The following is a 16,925-nucleotide window of genomic DNA, read 5'->3' as shown; positions in this document are numbered from 1 at the left end:
AGCAGCGCGCCGTCGCGCAATCGCACATTTCTGGGAGGCAAGAACCATGACTTATCGGGCTGATACGGCGCGCTACGACGCAATGCAATATCGCCATTCCGGCCGTTCGGGCCTGCAGCTGCCGGTGGTGAGCCTCGGGCTGTGGCAGAATTTCGGGGGCACGCGCGACTACCCCAGCGCCATGGAAATCCTGGGCCACGCCTTTGATGCCGGTGTCACTCATTTCGACCTCGCCAACAATTACGGGCCTCCGGCTGGCTCGGCCGAAGAGCTGTTCGGCCAGGTGATGGCGCGCGATTTTCGCCCCTATCGGGACGAGCTGATCATTTCCACCAAGGCGGGCTACAATATGTGGCCGGGCCCCTATGGCGAGTTCGGCAGCCGCAAATATCTGCTGGCGAGCCTTGACCAGAGCCTGGGGCGGATGGGGCTCGACTATGTCGATATCTTTTACTCCCACCGCTTTGATCCCAACACGCCGCTCGAGGAGACCATGGGGGCGCTGGCCCATGCGGTGCGGGTCGGCAAGGCGCTTTATGTCGGCATCTCGTCCTATCCAGAGGCGCAAACGCGCGAGGCCTACCGGATCCTCAAGGAAATGGGGGTGCAGACCACCATTCACCAGCCCAGCTATTCCGTGCTCAATCGCTGGATCGAGAACGATCACACCATCGACGCCTGTGGGGAATTAGGGATCGGCATGATCGCCTTTTCGCCCCTGGCGCAGGGCGTGCTGTCGGGCAAATACAACAATGGCAAAAAGGAAGGCACGCGCGGGGAGAACCCCAATGGCTCGTTGCGCGCCAGCCATATCGAGCCGCGCGTGCTCGAGGCGGTCGACAAGCTCGGCGAAATTGCCAAGGCGCGCGGGCAGAGCCTGGTGCAGCTGGCGCTGAGCTGGGTGTTGCGGCGCCCGGAAATGACTTCGGCGCTGATCGGGGTGCGCAATCTCGACCAGCTCAAGGACAATCTGGGCGTGCTCAACAATCTTGCGCTCAGCGCCGAGGAGATCGCGGCGATCGACGCGGCCACGGCCGGGGGGCAGATGGAACTGCACCCCAGCCCCAAGGGCTGGCTGCGTTAATCGAGCATGGACTGCTGCGCGCCCATGGCGGCCATCGAGCCGGCATAGGCGGCGCTGGTGACACTGTGCATCGGGGTGGTGAGGTCGCCCGCCGCGAAGACCCCCTCACGCGAGGTGGCCTGGCGCTCGCCCACCACCACCATGGTGCCGGTGGGCGTGGTGTCGGTCTCGAGCCCCAGCTGCTCGTGCAGGTCGGCGGATGGATGATTGCGGGGATGGGCGTAAAGCGCATCGAGTTCAACCTCGGTGCCATCTTCGAGGCTCACGCCCGACATCTGGCCGTTGTCCTGGTGGACCGCGGCCAGCTTGCCATCATGGATCTTGACGCCCCGTCGCTGCAGCTTGTTGCGCTCCGCGTCGGGGATGGCATTGCCATCCAGGATCAGCGTGATGTCCTCGGTCCAATCGCCATAAAGGGCCGGGGCATGCAGCGACATGGGGGTGCTGTAAAGCAGCCCCCAGCGCGGGCCCGCTTCATAGCCGTGGCAGAATGGGCAATGGATCACCGATTTGCCCCATGCCTCGGCAAAGCCGGGGATGGGGGGCATTTCATCGGTGATGCCATAGCTCAGGATCAATCGGCGAGCGGCAAAGCTGTCCCCGGTCTCGGTGGTGATCGTGAAATCGTCGGGCTCGCCTGAAACGGTGCTGGCGCGGCCCTCGATCAGCCTGACCGTGGGATAAGCCTCGAGCTGGCGGCGGGCGGCAGCGAGGATATCGCCGGGCGCTACCCCGTCATGACCCAGCACATTGTGGGCACTGTCGGCATAGCGGTTCCGGTTGAGCCCGGTATCGAGCACGCTCACCTTGCGGCGCGCGCGCCCGAGCTGGAGGGCTGCGGAAAGGCCGGCGAACGAGCCGCCGACAACAAGTACGTCATCCATGAAAATGGCTTTCGGAAGAATGTGAAAGAGCGGGAAGCGCCGTTGCGCCCGCCGCGAGTTGGGCAATGCTCAGGCGGCGCAGCCGGTTGGCGAGCAGGGCTTCGGCATCGGCCAGCACCTCGTTCATCACCCCGTCAACGGTGCGCACAATGGCGCAGCCGGGATCGCCCGGCTCGCTTTCGGTGCGCACGAGAAGGGTTTCCCCCAAGGCATGGTACACATCAAAGACGCTGATCTCGGGGGCGGGGCGCGCCAACTGCCAGCCCCCGCCATGGCCCTTGCTGGAGCCCACCAAACCCGCTTCGCGCAGGCTGCCGAGCACACGGCGGACGACCACCGGATTGGTTTGCAGGCACACCGCCAGAACCCCCGAGGTCAGCGCGTCCTCGGGCTGGGCGTGCAGATGCACAAGGGCATGAAGGGCAACGGAAAGGCGACTGGATCTTTTCATGTAACTTCTTTAGTTGCGGAATTGCCGCGCGTCAAGCGGGGCGCGAAAGCCACACTCATGTGGTCAGGGGGTGAGCGCCGGTTGACGGCCGGGGCGGCAGCGACCATGGTCGCCCCAGCCACTCAGCCCAGGACCTGCGCTTGCTTCGATCAACCCTTACCATGCTGGCATGGTGCGCCCTGGTTTGCGGGCTGACCCTGCCGACGCTGGCGCCGGGGGCCGCCAATATGCTCACCCTGGTGCTGATCGGGGTGGGCTTGACCCTGCTGCCCACGGCTGAAGGGCGCGGGGCGCTTGGGCAGCCAGCGACCTGGCTGCCGCTGGTCGCCGGCGCCTTGATGCTGCTGGCCATTGCGGGTTCCGCACGCGAGCCGATGTCGTTTGGTGCCATCATTTTTCTTGTGCCCCTGTTTCTGGCCGCGCCGCATGCTGCCCTGGTTGAGCAATTGGGCGCGCGCCTGACCCTAACGGCGGTCGGGACGCTGGCGTTGCTGGGCGCTATCGCAGGAGCGGTGGTCGCGGGATTCGACGTCTTTGTCATGGGCGAGCCGCGCGGGGGGGTGCTGGTCAACAACCCCATCCACCTGGCCGACCTGGCGCTGACTTTGGGCTTTGTCGCGGCAGTGGGGGTGTTGAGCCGATGGCGTTGGCGGGCAGTGTTCCTGCTCGGCCCGGTCGCGGCGCTGCTGGCGATCTGGTTTTCCGGCTCGCGCGGGCCGCTGGTGGCCTTTGTGCCCATGAGCATGGCCGCGCTTGCCGGTGCCGCGCTGCATTATCTGCCGCGCCGGCGCGCCTGGCTGCTGATCGGGTGCGGTGCAGTTGCCGCGCTGCTGGTGTTTGCCGTGCTGATCGGCACCGGCTGGATCGAGCGCACGGGGCCCTTTGGCGAGATCGTGTCGCTGTTCCGTTCGGGCGAGCCTGGCGACGATTCCACCAGCCAGCGCCTCATCATGTATCGCAGCGCTTTGGCGGCCTTCATGGCCTCGCCGGTCTGGGGGCACGGGCTGGGGCACTTCATGGAGGCCGCAGCGCAGTTTGCTCCTCCAGGGGAGCGGTTTCCCAAATACGACCATCTGCACAATGACATCGCCGACTTTGCGGTTTCGGGGGGCCTTTTGGGCTTGCTCGCCTATGGCTTGATCCTCATCGCGCCGTTTGCCGGCGCCTGGCGCGCCCAAGGGTCGCATCGCGCACCAGCGCTCTATCTGGCGCTGGTCGCCAGCGTCGGCTATGCGGGCATGGGGCTGACCAACGCAATGTTCGGCGTGTTGGCCCAAACGCTGGTTTACACCGTGCTGCTGTCGCTGATTGCGGTGCTCGCTGGCCGGCCTAAAGAGAGTTTCCCTTGAGCGACCGCCCCATCCATATCGCGCTGACCTTTGACGACAATTTCTGGGCGCCGGCCTATGCCACGATGCGCTCGGTGTGCCTGTTCACCCATCGGCGCAGCGACCTGGTGTTTCACCTGTTTCATCGCACGCTCACGGTGGAGCACGAGGAGGACCTGCTCGCCATTGAAAGCGAGTTCGGGGCGCGGCTCGAATGGTATGACCTCGACGCTTCCCCCTTGTTCGCCGATGTGGCGGCGCGGATGCCGCTCAACAAGCGGCTGAGTAACATTGTTTATGCCCGGCTGATGATCGATCGCCTGCTGCCGGCGGGGGTGGAGCGGGTGCTGTATCTCGATTGCGACATGCTGGTGCGCGACGCCATTGAAAAGCTGGTGGAGATGGACATGCTGGGCCATCCCATCGCGGCGGTGCGCGACACGATGGGCGCCTTCATCACCGGGGGCCGTGACCTCAAGGCCAATCGCGATATTCTCGATCCCGCCGATCCCTATTTCAATGCGGGGCTGGTGCTGATCGATGTCGCCCAATGGCGCGACGCCGACATCCTGGGTCAGCTCGAAGTGGCGCTGCGCGAAGGCGTGATGGAGCGCATCTATTATGACCAGGATTTCTTGAACCTGGTGTTCAAGCGGCGCTGGCTGCAACTGCCCTGGCGCTGGAACACGATCGATGCCCGCCACGCCCATGAAGGGCTCGACCCCGCCATTCTGCACTATACCGGGGAAGCCAAACCCTGGGGCATCTTTGCCGGCATGTTCCACTGGGTGGCCTTTGGGCGGCTCTACCGGCATGTGATGGGCAATGAGCTGTTTTACCGCTTCGCCCGGCACCGCTGGAAGCGCTGGTGGATGAAGAAACTGGGGCGTTAGGGCGAGGCGAACTGCCCAGGACGACAGCTCAGGACGGATCCCGGCTCGAGGCCGGATTGACAGCGAGTTCCGGGGAGCGACAGCGGCCTTCTCTTAGTCCAGCGTGATGCCTTCGCGGTCGCAGAGTTGGCGCATGGCGCTCCCGGGAGGCGGTGCGGGCAGGGCGGCGCGGCCGCGATTGGTCAGCTGCGAACGCCAGAGGTGGATGCTGAGGGTTTCGGGACGGAGCGCCGGGCCGACGCTGCTGCCGGGCTGCATCAGGGCCGGGATCTGCTCATAAGCGAGAGGATAAAACACCGGCTGGGGCTGCACCCGGTCGAGCAGATCGCGCTTGGCCATGAAATGGGTAAGCGCAAAAGGTCCCGTGGCGCCGAACTGCATCTGGTGGGGCAGCACTTTTTGCCCGAGCAGGCGCCGCGCCGCTACTTCGACTCGCCGGCCCAAGGGTAGGTGGGGCTCGAGTAGCGGCCGATCATGCGGCTCGAATATGCCCAGAAGATCCCCCAGGAGCGGGGCGTCGGCGGGAATATGCAGCACGGCATTGTTGATCGAGCCGGGGCGCTCCCACCCCATCAGGTAGTCGGGGTTCTCCGGAAAGGGGCGCACGCAATAAACGTCCAGATCGGCATAGATGCCGCGCCCGGCGCGCAGAAGTTCGAGCCGGAAGCGGTCGGAAAATACCGCCGGTGTGCCGCGGTCCTTGTAGAACACCAGCGCTTCACGCCCGAGGATTTCGGCGGCGTCGCGCCGCTCGGCGCCCGGAGGCAGCTCCAGCGGATCAAAGCTGTAAACGGCGACGGAATGGCCGTGCCGCAAAAACGAGGTGATCGACAATCGCTCGAGCCAGCCAATGGGGCCATGCCAAAACGAGACAATGGGTGGCGCACTCACGAGGCTTCAGCGCTCATACCGGCAAGGCGAATGGTTGGTGGCAAGTCGTGCGGCGCTCATGCGTTGGTCCCCAGAATCGGGCGCAAGCTAGCGCTTTGGGTGACGCCCCGCCAGCATTGTGGGTGGTTAAACGGGGAAACGAACTGGCGCGCGGACCTGCCGCGCGCCAGCAAAGGCTAATTGGTCGTGGGGGCAGCGGACGCGCCGGAATTGGTGGTTGTTGCAGCGGGCGTTTCCGGAGCCGCCGAATTGGAAGCCGCGCCAGTGGTGAAGCCGCCAGCCTGACACGCTTCAATATCGATGCTAGCAAGGTCAATGCTGGTCGCCGGGGCAGCGGGGGTGGCTGGATCAGCAACCGAGCCTGCAGCATTGCTGTTGGAGGCGTCGGTCGCTCCGTCATTGCCGCCCAGGGGCGAGGTGCCGCCGATCGAAGGGGCCGAGGGGTTGGTGCCCGCCGTAGCGTCGGGGGTGGCCGCTGATGTGGCGGCGCTCGCCTGGCCGGTGCCCGCGGGAGCATTGTTGTTGGACAGCTCGTCGCAACGGGCCTGCACCGCACCCAACTGATCGGCGGGAACGTCGACGCCGTTGATCTGCTGGGCCTGCGCCAAAGCGGGGCTGCAGAGGCCCGCCGTCAACAAAACCAATGCGGTGGTGCGCTTGAACATGAATGTTTCTCCTCTTCCCTTGGGCTGTTTGCCGGTAGGTTAACGGGAGAGGGGGACAGGCGTTGCGAAAGGGCCCCACGCCATCACAGGTGATCGGCGCGGGGATATGCCCCGGGGTCAAACCGGCAGCGGCGCGGGGCGATGCGTGGTCCAGATGAAGGTTGCTACAAAGACGCCGCTGAGCAGCAGCACGATCGTGGGAGCGGGGGCGGAGTCGATGAAGAAGCTGAGATAGATGCCCAGGAGCGAACAACTCACGGAAATAGCCGTGGCCAGCAGCATCATTGGACCAAAGCGCTTGGACAACAGGAAGGCGATGGCACCGGGGCCCACCAGCATGGCGACCACCAGCACGATGCCCACTGCCGAAAGGGCGGCGACGATGGTGAGGGAAAGCAGCACCAGCAGCCCGTAATGCAAGGCGCGCACGGGCAAGCCGATAGCGCCGGCCTGCTGGGGATCGAAGGTGAACAGGAGAAAGTCGCGCCATTTGGCGGCGAGCACGCCGCAGACCAGGAGCGCGATGATCCCCGACAGCGCCAGATCGCCACCATCGACACCCAAGATATCGCCGAAGAGGATGTGGTCGAGATGTACATCGGTCTGGATCGCGGTATAGAGCACGATGCCGAGGCCAAAGAGACCGGCAAAGACCACGCCCATCACGGTGTCTTCCTTGATGCGGCTATGCTCAGTCAGAAAGCCGACCGAAAGGGCGCAGCCCATGCCGGCGATAAAGGCACCGACGCCAAAGGGCAGGCCAATGATATAGGCGAGCACGACGCCGGGGAGCACGGCGTGGGAAATGGCATCGCCCATCAGCGACCAGCCCTTGAGCACCAGAAAACAGGACAGGAGCGCCGTGGGCACGGCAACCAGCACCGCAATCAGCATGGCATTGGTCATGAAGGGAAAGCTGAAGGGCCAGAGAGCGTAGAGCCAGAACTCGCTCATTGCGCGATCTCCCGCGCCGCGCGACGGCGATTGGCGAGAATGCCGTGCTTGGGGGCGAACACAAAGGCAAGCAGGAAGACGATGGTCTGGAGGCACACGATCACGCCGCCGGTGGCGCCATCGAGGAAGAACGAGAGATAGGCGCCGACAAGACTTGAAAGGGTGCCCACCAGCACCGCGATGGTGATGACGCGCCCGAACCGGTCGGCCAGGAGATAGGCAGTGGCGCCGGGGGTGACGACCATGGCGATGACGAGGAAGGCGCCCACGGTTTGCATGGCCGCGACCGTGGAGGCACTGAGCACGGTAAAAAAGATGACCTTGAGCAGCGGCGGGTTGAGCCCGATGGAGCGGGCATGGGATTCATCGAAGAACGTAACCATCAGATCCTTCCAGAGGAGGAGCATGACGCCCAGCGTCACCAAGGAAATGATCACCAACTGCAGGGTTTCGTTGGGCGTGACGGCCAGGATATTGCCCATGACGATGGTCTGGATATTGACCGAGGTGGGCGAGAGCGAAATCATGAAGAGCCCCAGCCCGAAAAAGCCGGTGAAGATCAGCCCGATCACCGCATCTTCCTTGAGCTTGGTGCGCTGGGTGAGAAACAGCATGGCGCCGGCCGCCAGACCGCCCGACAGGAACGCCCCGAGTGAAAAGGGCAGGCCCAGCATATAGGCGCCAGCGACGCCCGGGACGATGGAGTGCGACAGGGCGTCGCCGATGAGACTCCAGCCCTTGAGCATCAGATAGGCCGACAGAAAAGCGCAAACGCCGCCGACCAGCGCCGACACCCACATAGCGTTGATCATGTAGTTGTAGGTAAAGGGCTGCAGCAGCGCTTCGATCATGGCTCGGCACCCGATTGCTGCGTGGTCATCTTGCCCTTTTCGCCATACATGACGAGTGGCCGCTCATCGTCGGTGAGCACCGAGACCTGGCGCGGATCGTCATCGGCATGCAGGCCCTGCCCGGCGAGCACGAAATGGCGCAGGGCGCCGCCAAAGGTGAGTTCGAGATTTTCGCGCGTGAAGATCTCGGGAGTGGGGCCATGGGCGAGGACGGTGCCCTTGACCAGCACAGTGCGGTCGCAGAATTCAGGCACCGAGCCCAGATTGTGGGTGGAGACCAGCATCACCTTGCCTTCGTCCCGGAGCGCGCTGAGCAGGGCGATGATGGCGTCCTCGGTCTTGACGTCCACGCCGGTGAACGGCTCGTCGAGCAGGATCACCGCCGACTCTTGCGCGAGGGCCCGGGCGAGGAAGACGCGCTTGCGCTGGCCGCCCGATAGCTCGCCGATCTGGCGCTTGCGGAAGGGAAGCATGTCGACGCGCTCAAGGGCGGAGGTGACCATCTGGTGGTCAACGGCGCGGGGGATGCGGAGCATGTTCATATGCCCGAAGCGCCCCATCATCACCACGTCCTCCACCAGCACCGGGAAGTTCCAGTCCACATCCTCGCTTTGGGGCACATAGGCGACGAGGTTGCGCTTGAGCGCTGCCTTGCCAGACAGGCCCAGAATGCTGACCGAACCGGTGCTGAGGGGCACAAAGCCCATAATGGCCTTGAACAGGGTGGATTTGCCCGAGCCGTTGACACCCACAAGCGCGGTGATGGTGCCGCGCGGAATGGCAAAGCTGGCATGGCGCAGGGCGGTATGGCCGTTGCGATAAGCAACGGTTACATCGGCGACCTCGAGGCCGGGTTCGACAAGGGCATTCAAGGGCGCAACCCCGCAACGATGGTGGATGTGGTTACGGCAAGAAGATCAAGAAAGGTCGGCACGGGGCCATCGGGGTCCGACAGCGAGTCCACATAAAGCACGCCCCCATAATGGGCGCCAGTTTCGCGCGCCACCTGCTCGGCCGGCCGGGGCGAGACGGTGGATTCAGAGAACACTGCGGGGATGTTGTTGGCGCGCACAGTGTCGATCACGCGGCGCACCTGCTGGGGCGTGCCCTGCTGATCGGCATTGATGGGCCAGAGATAGAGCTCCTGTAGGCCAAGGTCGCGGGCGAGATAGGAGAAGGCGCCTTCCGAGGAGACGAGCCAGCGGCGCTCGGGCGGAATGGCCTCGATCTGGGTGCGCAGGGGGGCGATGGCGGCTTCGATCTTGGCGGAATAAGCCTCCGCATTGGCCTTGTAGGTTTCGGCATTGGCCGGATCGTACTCGACAAAGGCGTCCCGGATATTGGCAACATAGGTCAGTGCATCGGTGGGCGACATCCAGGCATGGGGATTGGGCTTGCCCTGATAGGGGCCCTGGCCAATGCCGATGGGCTCGATGCCTTCGCTGACCACGACGCTCGGAACATCGGGTAGGTTGCCCAGGAACTGCTCGAACCATTGCTCGAGATTAAGCCCGTTCCACAAGATGAGGTCGGCGTCCTGCGCGCCCACGAGGTCGCCGGGGGTCGGCTGGTAGTTGTGGATCTCGGCGCCGGGCTTGGTGATGGACACCACTTCGGCAGCGTCGCCCGCAACATTGCGCGCCATATCGGCAATGATGGTGAAGGAGGTGACGGCCTTGAACCGATCCTGCGCCTGGGCGGGCATGGTGGAACAAAGCGTGGCAACGGCAAGCAGCGCGGAAAGAAGATAGCGAGGCATAGGCATCCCAGGCATGTTTCAGTTGACCCTTCGGAAGTTAGTGCAATTGCAAATCATTTGCAATACGCGTGAGGAGCGGAGCCAAATGCCCGGCCGTCCGTTGGGGTGCAGCGCGAGTGGAGGAGCCTGCCTTGGATCGTAAATGGATTGCCGGACTGATCGTTGCTGCCATTGTGGTCGTGGGCCTGCTGGTGTTCAGCCAAGGGTCAAACCAGCCCGACCCGGTCGCCGCCGATCCGGGTCTCACCAGCCCCAGCGATCCGGCGCCACGCCCCTGATCGGCAGGGTTTAGGGGGTGGGAGGCGCAGTTTTGCCGCGTCGCGGCTTGGGCGCTTGCCGGGCGCGATTATAGGCGACGGCCCTGGCGACCAGATGCGTGAGGGCGGATTCGTCGAACGGGCTGTCGGCAAACAGATCGATGGCGCGCCAGAGATTGCCTTCGAGCCCTGCATTAAACAGGCGGTGGGTATCCTCGAGCTTGGCGCCATGCGAGAAGGTGAGCTTGACCTTGTCCTTGTGGGCATTGCCCACCACCAGCTGCCCATTGGCGGACCAGACGGGGCTGCCCCGGTATTTCCATTCCTCGATGATCGCGGGATCGGCGGCGAGAATGGCGCGCCGCGCGCGGGCGAGGAGGTCACCCCGCCAGTCGCCGAGTTCGGCAATCAAGTGGTCGAGTTGTTCGGACGGGCTCATTGCGCAGCCTCCCCACCAAGCTTTGGGGCTAGCATGGCACGGCGCGCCACCCGGCTCTAGTGGCTGGGATCGTCGAAATCCTGGGACTCGTTGTCAGGCTCGATATAGCCCTCGCGCTGCAGCCAATCGCGCAGGATGCGGTTGATCGCATCATTGCGGCTGAGCTGGCCGGCCGAGGTCTGGCTGTGATCGGCTACGAAGCGGTCAATGCCCGGCAGCAGGTCGGCATCAAGATCGGGGATGGGGCTGAGGTCGGGATGGGGCTGCATGGGCACACTCGTGGGGATCAAAGGGGGCGCTTGTGGCGTTCGGCGGCGGCGTCGGGATCTTCGCGATCCCCGGTGCGCGCCAGAATTTCGCGCGCCTCATCGATGGACAGGCCATGCCGGCTGGCAAAGGCCGCCACTTCATGGGGCAGGTCGACAGACAGGCGGCCTCGCTCGGCACCGCCCAGCAAGTCCTTGGGATCCAGCATGATGGTCGCCTCCGCTTGGGGTTGCACAAGGTAACCCCGGTCGCGGGCGCCGGTTCCGCCATGCTGTGCGCCGAGCGCTACTCGCCAATGCCGCGGCGGCGATACTGGCTGGCAAAAAACACCAAGACGAGGGCGAGCACGACGCCGATCCCGATCTGGGTCCAGCTGATGCGTGCGACGAGGTCAGTGGCGAAGTCGACAAAGCTGAAGGTCGCGGCGGTGGTGGTCCAGGCCTCGATATAGCCTTGCGTCAACGGGAAGTCGGCGCGGTATTGCAGATATTCCCAGGTGCGGGTGCTGAGCGGCTGCCAGCCACCGCCAAACACCACCCATTCGAGGGTGGAGAGAATGGAGGGGAACAGCAGCGACAGGGGAATGGCCCAGCGCCCGACCACGGCAGCCAGGGCGCCGACAAAGGCCATGAAGGGCAGGTACCACAAGAGGCCCACCACCAGAACGACGAGAAGGCTGGCGGCGATCTGGCCATAAACCCCGGCCACATTGCCAAGCAAGGCATAGCCGCCACCGCCATTCATGGCAGAGGTGGATACGGCAACGCCAAACAGCAGCAGGCCGCTGAGGAGGGCAATGAGGTAGATGATGGCGGGGAAGATGGTGATGGCGGCGACGAGCTTGGACAGCAGCACCGTGAAATCGCTCACCGGCATCGACTTCCAGAACAGCATGGCATTGTTGCGCTTGTCGGCGGCAAAGCTGTCGGCGCAGTAAAAGAACAGTGTCGCCAGAAGATACAGCAGCCAGGCAAAGGCAAAGCCCAAAAAGCCCCATTCATAGATGCGCATGGGCGCCGCGGTGAACAGGGCGCCCGAATAGCGCATGTCGATGCGCCCAACGGTGAAGGCGAGAATGGTCGAGCCGAGCAGGACCGCCACCAGCAGCAGGGGCCCATAGAGGAACGCCCCGCGATGTTCGAGGAACTCGCGCCAGATCAGGGCAGCAAAGGCCTTCATGGGACTGGCTCCGCATTGGCGGTGGGTCGCTGCATCAGGGCGACGAAGAGATCGGACAATGTCGGGGTCGACAGCACGCCCAAGCCCTCGAGCTGCTCGCGCGGCACATGGTCAAAGATCATCACCGTTTGGCCGAAGCGGGTTTCCTCGTAGACCGGGCCAAGGCCGCGGGCGACGGCCTGGTTCTCGGGATCATTGCTGACCAGCTGGATGAAATTCTGCGCCACATCAGCCATGGGCTGATGCAGGATCAGGGCGCCATCGCGGATAAACATCACGTCGGTGAGCATGAACTCGATCTCATCGACCTGGTGGGTGGTGATGATGAGCGTGCGCTCGCCCGTCATGTAATCGTCGAGCAGTCGGCGGTAGAAGCGCTTGCGATAGGTGATGTCGAGGCCAAGGGTGGGCTCGTCGAGGACGAGGAGCTTGGCGTCGATGGCCATGACGACCGCCAGATGCAGCTGCGCCAGCATGCCCTTGGAGAGGTTCTTGATCTTGAGCTCGGGCTTAAGATCGGTGCCTTGAAGAAAGCTTTGCGCCTTGTCGGGTGAGAAATTGGGGTGGATGCTGGCAACGAGCGAAAACAGTTCGCGCACCCGCAAGAAGCGCGGCAGGCTGGCCACATCGGAGATGAAGGCGACATCGCGCATGAGGCGGGCGCGGTGGGCAAAGGGATCGAGCCCAAGCACGCGGATGGTGCCACGGCAGTCGGTGAGGCCCAGCATGGCATTGAGCGTCGTGGTCTTGCCCGCCCCATTATGGCCGATCAGCCCATAGATCCGGCCCGCCGGAATGTCGAAGTCGAGTCCATGCAGGATTTCCTTGCGGCCGAACTTCTTGCGCAGGCCACGCGCGGTGACGATCGGCTCGATGCGGGCGGAGGGCTCAGTCATCGTTGGATCCCGGCTCGGAGAAAGGGGGCCGATTGCGGCAAGGGGCGCGCACTGAGGGGCAACGCCCGGATGGGCCGTGCGATCCGCGACCTTTGGTCCTGACGGCAATTGTTGCGCGCTGAATCGATCACGGCGGAGCTCCTCGCGTCAGGAATAGATAGGACGCTGAGGGGGTGGGTCAATCTGCGCCGCGCGCCGACTTTGCAGCGGGCCGCGGAGCGCGATAGGTTAAGCCCTGCTTGTTCCGGACCTTCCCAGTGACCGCCCGTTCGTTTTTGTTTCCGCCCAATGATGCCGATATCGCGCTAATCCGGCTCCTGGCCAGGGCGGCCGAGGTCACCGGCTTTCTCAAGGGTGCGCCCGGGAGCCACAAGCCGGGTTGGTACCGGCACGGGCTCGATAACGGCCCCATGCTGCGCGACCTCTACGACGCGCTGGCGCAAGCCTATCCGGCGGGCGGACCCGCCTTTTGGGCGGTGCGGCTGTGGACCAATCTGTTGTGGCAGCCGGCTTACCTGGCGGTGATCGCCGTGCATGCCCATGGCGGCGTCCCCGATCTCCGCGCGATGTCGCAATGCCGGCAGATGCTCGACATCAACGGCTTTCGCCTGCCACCCGGGCCGCAGCGGCAGGGCGAGGTCGAGGCGATGATCGGCTGGGCCGCGGCGGACCTGAGAGCCACGGCCGAAACACTCCTCGAGGAGATCAACGCGATCGTGCGCTTCAAGCCCGTGCCGGCGCAACGTTTGCTCGCCGCGCGGGTGCTGGGGGTCGTGGCGCTACTGGAACGGATGCGGCCGGGGATTTCGCCCGACGAGATCAGCCGCCATGCACAGAGCTGGCTTGCGGCACTGGATCTGGTCGGGCAGGGAGCGCTGGAGCCCGTGGTGCTGACGGATGGGCGCCAAAAGCTGGTGCTGGCGCGCAAGGGCTGTTGCCTTGATTACCTGGTGTGGCCGGACCGGCTTTGTGCGTCCTGCCCCAAGCAAACCAGGGCGGTCCGGCTGGCCCGCCAATGCGCCGAGCTCGAGGCCGAAGCGGGCTAGTTGAACACTTCGTCGGGGTAGACGCCCCAGATTTCCTCCTGGTGCAAGAAGCCCGAATAGGTCGCGGTGCGCTGCCCGTCGCCACCGGCGGCGCTGACTTCGCACCAGGTGCCATCGCATTCCTTGATCTGGACGCGCAGGCCCGCGCCAAGTCGAGCGCGCACGCCCGAATCGTCGTTCATGCCCGAGCGCAGCGCGATCTCGCCATTGGCGACGACCGGCGCGACATAACCGGCGCGATTGCCTGACAGCAGGTTCTGGTGCACCCAGCCCTCGTCGCCATCCTGGTCGCGGATCTTGCGCCAGGTATCGAACTCCTGCACGATTTCCACGGGAATGCCGGACTGCCGGTAGATCCAGGCGATGTCGTATTTGGTGCCGGGGCCGACGCGCACATTGATGGGCGTCGAGCGCGTGCTGGCAAAGCGGGGCAGGGGCAAACCGCTGGGATTGTCGGCCTGCGCCCAGGCCTGGACCGGCGTGAGGGGGCCCGGCAGCGCCAGCAGCGCTGCCAGAATTGGAACAAGTGCCAAACGGGCACGGGACCGCATTGCGCTGCGGAACACGCTAAACATGACTTTGCACAAGGAATACATTTGTCCTATCACTAAGGCATGATCCTTAATGGTCGCTGAAAACGGAAGGCCTTGTCCTCCGCCACGCATCGGGACTGCATGACCGGCACGAAACCCAAAGTCCTCGTTACCCGCCGCCTGCCCGAAGCGATCGAGGCGCGTATGGCGACATTGTTCGAGACCGACGTCAACGAGGCTGATGGCATTCTCGCGCCCGCCGACATCGCCGAAGGCTGCATCGGCAAGGATGTGCTGGTATGCTCCATCACCGACCGGATCGATGCGTCGCTGATTGCCGCACTGCCCCCTTCGGTGCGCATGATCGCCCAGTTCGGCAATGGCGTGGATAATATCGACGTGGAAGCAGCCTGGGCCGCCGGGCTCACCGTCACCAATACCCCCAGCGTCCTGACCGATGACACCGCTGACATGGCCATGGCGCTGATGCTGGCGCTGCCGCGCCGGCTGGTGGAAGGCACCCAGATGCTGATGCGCGATCGCGCCTGGGCGGGCTGGTCGCCGACCTCCATGCTGGGGCACCGCCTGCGCGGCAAGGCGCTGGGGATCGTCGGGATGGGGCGGATCGGCACCGCGGTGGCGCAGCGCGCCCGCGCCTTTGGGCTCAATATCCATTACTGGTCGCGCAACCGGCGCCCGCCGGGCCTCGAAACGCCGCTGGGGGCAACCTTCTGGCCAGATCTCGATGCCATGCTCGGGGCGGTCGATATTGTTTCGCTCCATACGCCGCTGACGCGCGAAACGCTCCAGATCCTGGGCGCCGAGCGGCTCGGGCGGATGCGCGCGGGCAGTTTCGTGGTCAATGTGTCGCGACCTGAACTTGTGGACGAAGCAGCGCTGGTGGCGGCGATCGAAGCGGGCCATTTGAGCGGGGCTGCGCTTGATGTGTTCGAGCATCGCCAGGGCATCAATCCCAAGCTCCTGGCGCTGGCGGAAAACAACAAAGTCGTTCTAACCGCCCACATGGCCTCCGCGACGATCGAAGCGCGGGTGGAGATGGGAGAAACGGTGATCGTCAATATTCGCGCCTTCATGGATGGCCACCAGCCGCCCCATCGCGTGCTGCCCGATGGCGTGCCCAAACCCGCTCGCCTCGCCAGCGCGTGAGCAGGCGGCAGGCGCTGGGGCGTTGACTAGCAACCGGCGAGGGCCTATGGGGCCGCAATGAGCAGAGACCAAAAACCCCTCGGGCCAACCCAGCGCATGTTGCGCGTCGGCGAACTGGTGCGGCACGCGCTGGCCGCCATTTTCGCGCGCGGCGACGTCGAAGACGATGCGCTGCATGGCGCCGTGATTACCGTGCCCGAAGTGCGCATGAGCAATGATCTCAAGATCGCCAATGCTTATGTGATGCCGCTGGGCGGCGAGCATGCCGAGGAGATCGTGGCGGCGCTGAACCGGCATCGCAAGTTCATCCGCGGCCAGGTGGCGCCGCAGATCAACATGAAATTTGCGCCCGAGCTGCGCTTTTTCGTCGACGAAACCTTCGAGGAAGCCAGCCGGATCGATGCGCTGCTGCGCTCGGATCGCGTGCAGCGCGACCTGCAGGCCGGCGAGGACGACGAGGACGATACGCAAGCGTGAGTGCCCCCAAGCGCGTCAAGCGCCCCGTTTCGGGTTGGGTGGTGCTCAACAAGCCATTCGACATGACCTCCACCCAGGCCGTCGGCAAGGTGCGCTGGCTGTTCAGCGCGGCCAAGGCTGGCCATGCCGGCACGCTTGATCCCCTCGCGACCGGCATCTTGCCTATCGCCTTAGGGGAAGCCACCAAGGCGGTGCCGCAGGTGCAGGACGGCACCAAGCGCTATCGCTTTGCCATTCAGTGGGGCACGGCGACAACCACGGACGATGCCGAAGGCACGGTCGTGGCCCAGTCGGAGCATCGGCCGTCCGAGGCCGAGCTGAGTGCGGTGCTGCCCCGGTTCACCGGCGAATTGCTGCAGCGCCCGCCAATTTTTTCGGCGCTCAAGATCGATGGCGAGCGCGCCTATGACCTTGCGCGTGCTGGCGAAGCGGTGGAACTGGCGCCTCGCCCTGTGCAGATCGATACTATCGAGCTGATGGAGCATGGCGCGGAACGCTCGGTGCTGGAGGTAACCTGCGGCAAGGGGACCTATGTACGCTCGCTCGCGCGTGACATCGCCGAAGCTCTGGGCACGCGGGGCCATGTGGGTATGCTGCACCGCGCGGCCGTCGGGCCCTTCACCGATGCTGACGCCATCACCATCGAGCAGCTCGAAGCGGTTGAGCTGGAGGCGCGCGACGCCATGCTCCTGCCGGTTGCGGCGGGACTGGTGGAGCTGCCCGAGCTGCGGCTCGATGCGCTGCAGGCCAATGCGGTGCGCCACGGCAATGCGGTGCTGCTGACCGGCGCACGCGCCCCGGTCACGCTGGATGAAGCCTGGGCCAGCCATGCCGGTAGGGCCATTGCCACTGGCTCGGTGCAGTTCGGCCAGTTCCAGCCGCGACGCGTCTTTAACTGAGACGG

General features: G+C 64.6%; 22 protein-coding genes. 8 read left to right on the top strand and 14 right to left on the bottom strand.

All coding sequences use genetic code 11. The features are described 5' to 3' along the window. The first annotated feature begins 46 nt into the window (after positions 1 to 46). Positions 47 to 1,084: an aldo/keto reductase gene (locus tag AC3YOG_RS02835; protein ID WP_489933979.1), complete on the top strand. Its 1,038-nt coding sequence runs from the start codon at positions 47 to 49 to the stop codon at positions 1,082 to 1,084. On the opposite strand, the gene AC3YOG_RS02830 is transcribed toward AC3YOG_RS02835, so the two are convergent. Both AC3YOG_RS02830 and AC3YOG_RS02825 read right to left on the bottom strand, forming a co-directional pair. Then, entirely contained in the window at positions 1,081 to 1,968 is an 888-nt protein-coding gene (locus tag AC3YOG_RS02830; RefSeq protein ID WP_489933978.1) for an NAD(P)/FAD-dependent oxidoreductase, read from the bottom strand. The two genes, AC3YOG_RS02835 and AC3YOG_RS02830, sit on opposite strands and share 4 nt — an antisense overlap. After that, entirely contained in the window at positions 1,961 to 2,419 is a 459-nt protein-coding gene (locus AC3YOG_RS02825) for an Rrf2 family transcriptional regulator (protein ID WP_127751725.1), read from the bottom strand. Before AC3YOG_RS02825 ends, AC3YOG_RS02830 begins: the two co-directional genes overlap by 8 nt. Positions 2,420 to 2,559: 140 nt before the next feature. On the opposite strand from AC3YOG_RS02825, the gene AC3YOG_RS02820 reads away from it, so the two are divergent. Together AC3YOG_RS02820 and AC3YOG_RS02815 are read left to right on the top strand one after the other, a co-directional pair. Continuing rightward, entirely contained in the window at positions 2,560 to 3,768 is a 1,209-nt protein-coding gene (locus AC3YOG_RS02820; RefSeq protein WP_489933977.1) for an O-antigen ligase family protein, read from the top strand. Further along, positions 3,765 to 4,640: a glycosyltransferase family 8 protein gene (locus tag AC3YOG_RS02815; protein WP_172121934.1), complete on the top strand. Its 876-nt coding sequence runs from the start codon at positions 3,765 to 3,767 to the stop codon at positions 4,638 to 4,640. The genes AC3YOG_RS02820 and AC3YOG_RS02815 overlap by 4 nt, the downstream gene beginning before the upstream one ends. 93 nt (positions 4,641 to 4,733) lie before the next feature. Here AC3YOG_RS02815 and AC3YOG_RS02810 read toward each other — a convergent pair whose 3' ends face one another. The 6 genes from AC3YOG_RS02810 to AC3YOG_RS02785 all read right to left on the bottom strand — a co-directional run bounded on the left by AC3YOG_RS02810 (position 4,734) and on the right by AC3YOG_RS02785 (position 9,766). Beyond that, on the bottom strand, positions 4,734 to 5,531 hold the full coding sequence (locus AC3YOG_RS02810) for a glycosyltransferase family 32 protein (RefSeq protein ID WP_489933976.1): 798 nt from the start codon (positions 5,529 to 5,531) through the stop codon (positions 4,734 to 4,736). 176 nt (positions 5,532 to 5,707) lie between these two features. Then, complete coding sequence (locus AC3YOG_RS02805) at positions 5,708 to 6,196, bottom strand: hypothetical protein (protein ID WP_172121936.1); 489 nt, start codon at positions 6,194 to 6,196, stop codon at positions 5,708 to 5,710. Between the two features lie 117 nt (positions 6,197 to 6,313). Continuing rightward, positions 6,314 to 7,150: a metal ABC transporter permease gene (locus AC3YOG_RS02800; protein WP_489933975.1), complete on the bottom strand. Its 837-nt coding sequence runs from the start codon at positions 7,148 to 7,150 to the stop codon at positions 6,314 to 6,316. Beyond that, the gene (locus AC3YOG_RS02795) at positions 7,147 to 8,001 is read right to left on the bottom strand and encodes a metal ABC transporter permease (protein WP_172121938.1); all 855 of its coding nucleotides are present in this window, start codon (positions 7,999 to 8,001) and stop codon (positions 7,147 to 7,149) included. The genes AC3YOG_RS02800 and AC3YOG_RS02795 overlap by 4 nt, the downstream gene beginning before the upstream one ends. Beyond that, on the bottom strand, positions 7,998 to 8,873 hold the full coding sequence (locus tag AC3YOG_RS02790; protein WP_127751731.1) for a manganese/iron ABC transporter ATP-binding protein: 876 nt from the start codon (positions 8,871 to 8,873) through the stop codon (positions 7,998 to 8,000). The genes AC3YOG_RS02795 and AC3YOG_RS02790 overlap by 4 nt, the downstream gene beginning before the upstream one ends. Then, a complete protein-coding gene (locus AC3YOG_RS02785; protein WP_489934543.1) occupies positions 8,870 to 9,766 on the bottom strand; it encodes a metal ABC transporter substrate-binding protein in 897 nt (298 codons plus the stop codon). The genes AC3YOG_RS02790 and AC3YOG_RS02785 overlap by 4 nt, the downstream gene beginning before the upstream one ends. 125 nt (positions 9,767 to 9,891) lie before the next feature. Here AC3YOG_RS02785 and AC3YOG_RS02780 point away from each other — a divergent pair, with 125 nt between their 5' ends. Beyond that, on the top strand, positions 9,892 to 10,038 hold the full coding sequence (locus AC3YOG_RS02780) for a hypothetical protein (protein ID WP_489933974.1): 147 nt from the start codon (positions 9,892 to 9,894) through the stop codon (positions 10,036 to 10,038). A 10-nt stretch (positions 10,039 to 10,048) separates the two neighbouring features. Here AC3YOG_RS02780 and AC3YOG_RS02775 read toward each other — a convergent pair whose 3' ends face one another. From AC3YOG_RS02775 to AC3YOG_RS02755, 5 genes are all read right to left on the bottom strand, one after another. Beyond that, positions 10,049 to 10,456 (bottom strand): DUF1801 domain-containing protein, encoded by a 408-nt coding sequence (locus tag AC3YOG_RS02775; protein ID WP_489933973.1) that lies wholly within the window; start codon positions 10,454 to 10,456, stop codon positions 10,049 to 10,051. A 56-nt stretch (positions 10,457 to 10,512) separates the two neighbouring features. Next, complete coding sequence (locus AC3YOG_RS02770; RefSeq protein WP_489933972.1) at positions 10,513 to 10,725, bottom strand: hypothetical protein; 213 nt, start codon at positions 10,723 to 10,725, stop codon at positions 10,513 to 10,515. Positions 10,726 to 10,742: 17 nt separating this feature from the next. Continuing rightward, positions 10,743 to 10,931, bottom strand: coding sequence for a DUF3606 domain-containing protein (locus AC3YOG_RS02765; protein WP_127751735.1), 189 nt, complete (start codon positions 10,929 to 10,931; stop codon positions 10,743 to 10,745). Positions 10,932 to 11,008: 77 nt separating this feature from the next. Further along, positions 11,009 to 11,902 carry a hypothetical protein gene (locus tag AC3YOG_RS02760; protein ID WP_489933971.1) on the bottom strand — a complete coding sequence of 298 codons (894 nt, stop codon included), beginning with the start codon at positions 11,900 to 11,902 and terminating at the stop codon, positions 11,009 to 11,011. Then, positions 11,899 to 12,798, bottom strand: coding sequence for an ABC transporter ATP-binding protein (locus AC3YOG_RS02755; RefSeq protein ID WP_489933970.1), 900 nt, complete (start codon positions 12,796 to 12,798; stop codon positions 11,899 to 11,901). Before AC3YOG_RS02755 ends, AC3YOG_RS02760 begins: the two co-directional genes overlap by 4 nt. Before the next feature lie 257 nt (positions 12,799 to 13,055). On the opposite strand from AC3YOG_RS02755, the gene AC3YOG_RS02750 reads away from it, so the two are divergent. Further along, on the top strand, positions 13,056 to 13,844 hold the full coding sequence (locus AC3YOG_RS02750) for a siderophore ferric iron reductase (protein WP_489933969.1): 789 nt from the start codon (positions 13,056 to 13,058) through the stop codon (positions 13,842 to 13,844). On the opposite strand, the gene AC3YOG_RS02745 is transcribed toward AC3YOG_RS02750, so the two are convergent. After that, complete coding sequence (locus AC3YOG_RS02745; protein WP_172121948.1) at positions 13,841 to 14,377, bottom strand: SH3 domain-containing protein; 537 nt, start codon at positions 14,375 to 14,377, stop codon at positions 13,841 to 13,843. The genes AC3YOG_RS02750 and AC3YOG_RS02745 overlap by 4 nt on opposite strands. 141 nt (positions 14,378 to 14,518) lie before the next feature. Between AC3YOG_RS02745 and AC3YOG_RS02740 the strand changes: the two genes are divergently transcribed. The 3 genes from AC3YOG_RS02740 to truB are packed head-to-tail and all read left to right on the top strand — an operon-like array spanning position 14,519 to position 16,920. Next, positions 14,519 to 15,544: a 2-hydroxyacid dehydrogenase gene (locus tag AC3YOG_RS02740; protein WP_489933968.1), complete on the top strand. Its 1,026-nt coding sequence runs from the start codon at positions 14,519 to 14,521 to the stop codon at positions 15,542 to 15,544. 57 nt (positions 15,545 to 15,601) lie between these two features. Continuing rightward, entirely contained in the window at positions 15,602 to 16,021 is a 420-nt protein-coding gene (gene rbfA, locus AC3YOG_RS02735) for a 30S ribosome-binding factor RbfA (RefSeq protein WP_172121950.1), read from the top strand. Beyond that, positions 16,018 to 16,920, top strand: a complete 903-nt coding sequence (gene truB, locus AC3YOG_RS02730; RefSeq protein WP_489933967.1) for a tRNA pseudouridine(55) synthase TruB — start codon at positions 16,018 to 16,020, stop codon at positions 16,918 to 16,920. Before rbfA ends, truB begins: the two co-directional genes overlap by 4 nt. Positions 16,921 to 16,925: the final 5 nt, after the last annotated feature.

Source organism: Devosia sp. Z6_126 (assembly GCF_058133495.1).
This window is presented reverse-complemented; position numbering and strand designations above follow the sequence as displayed.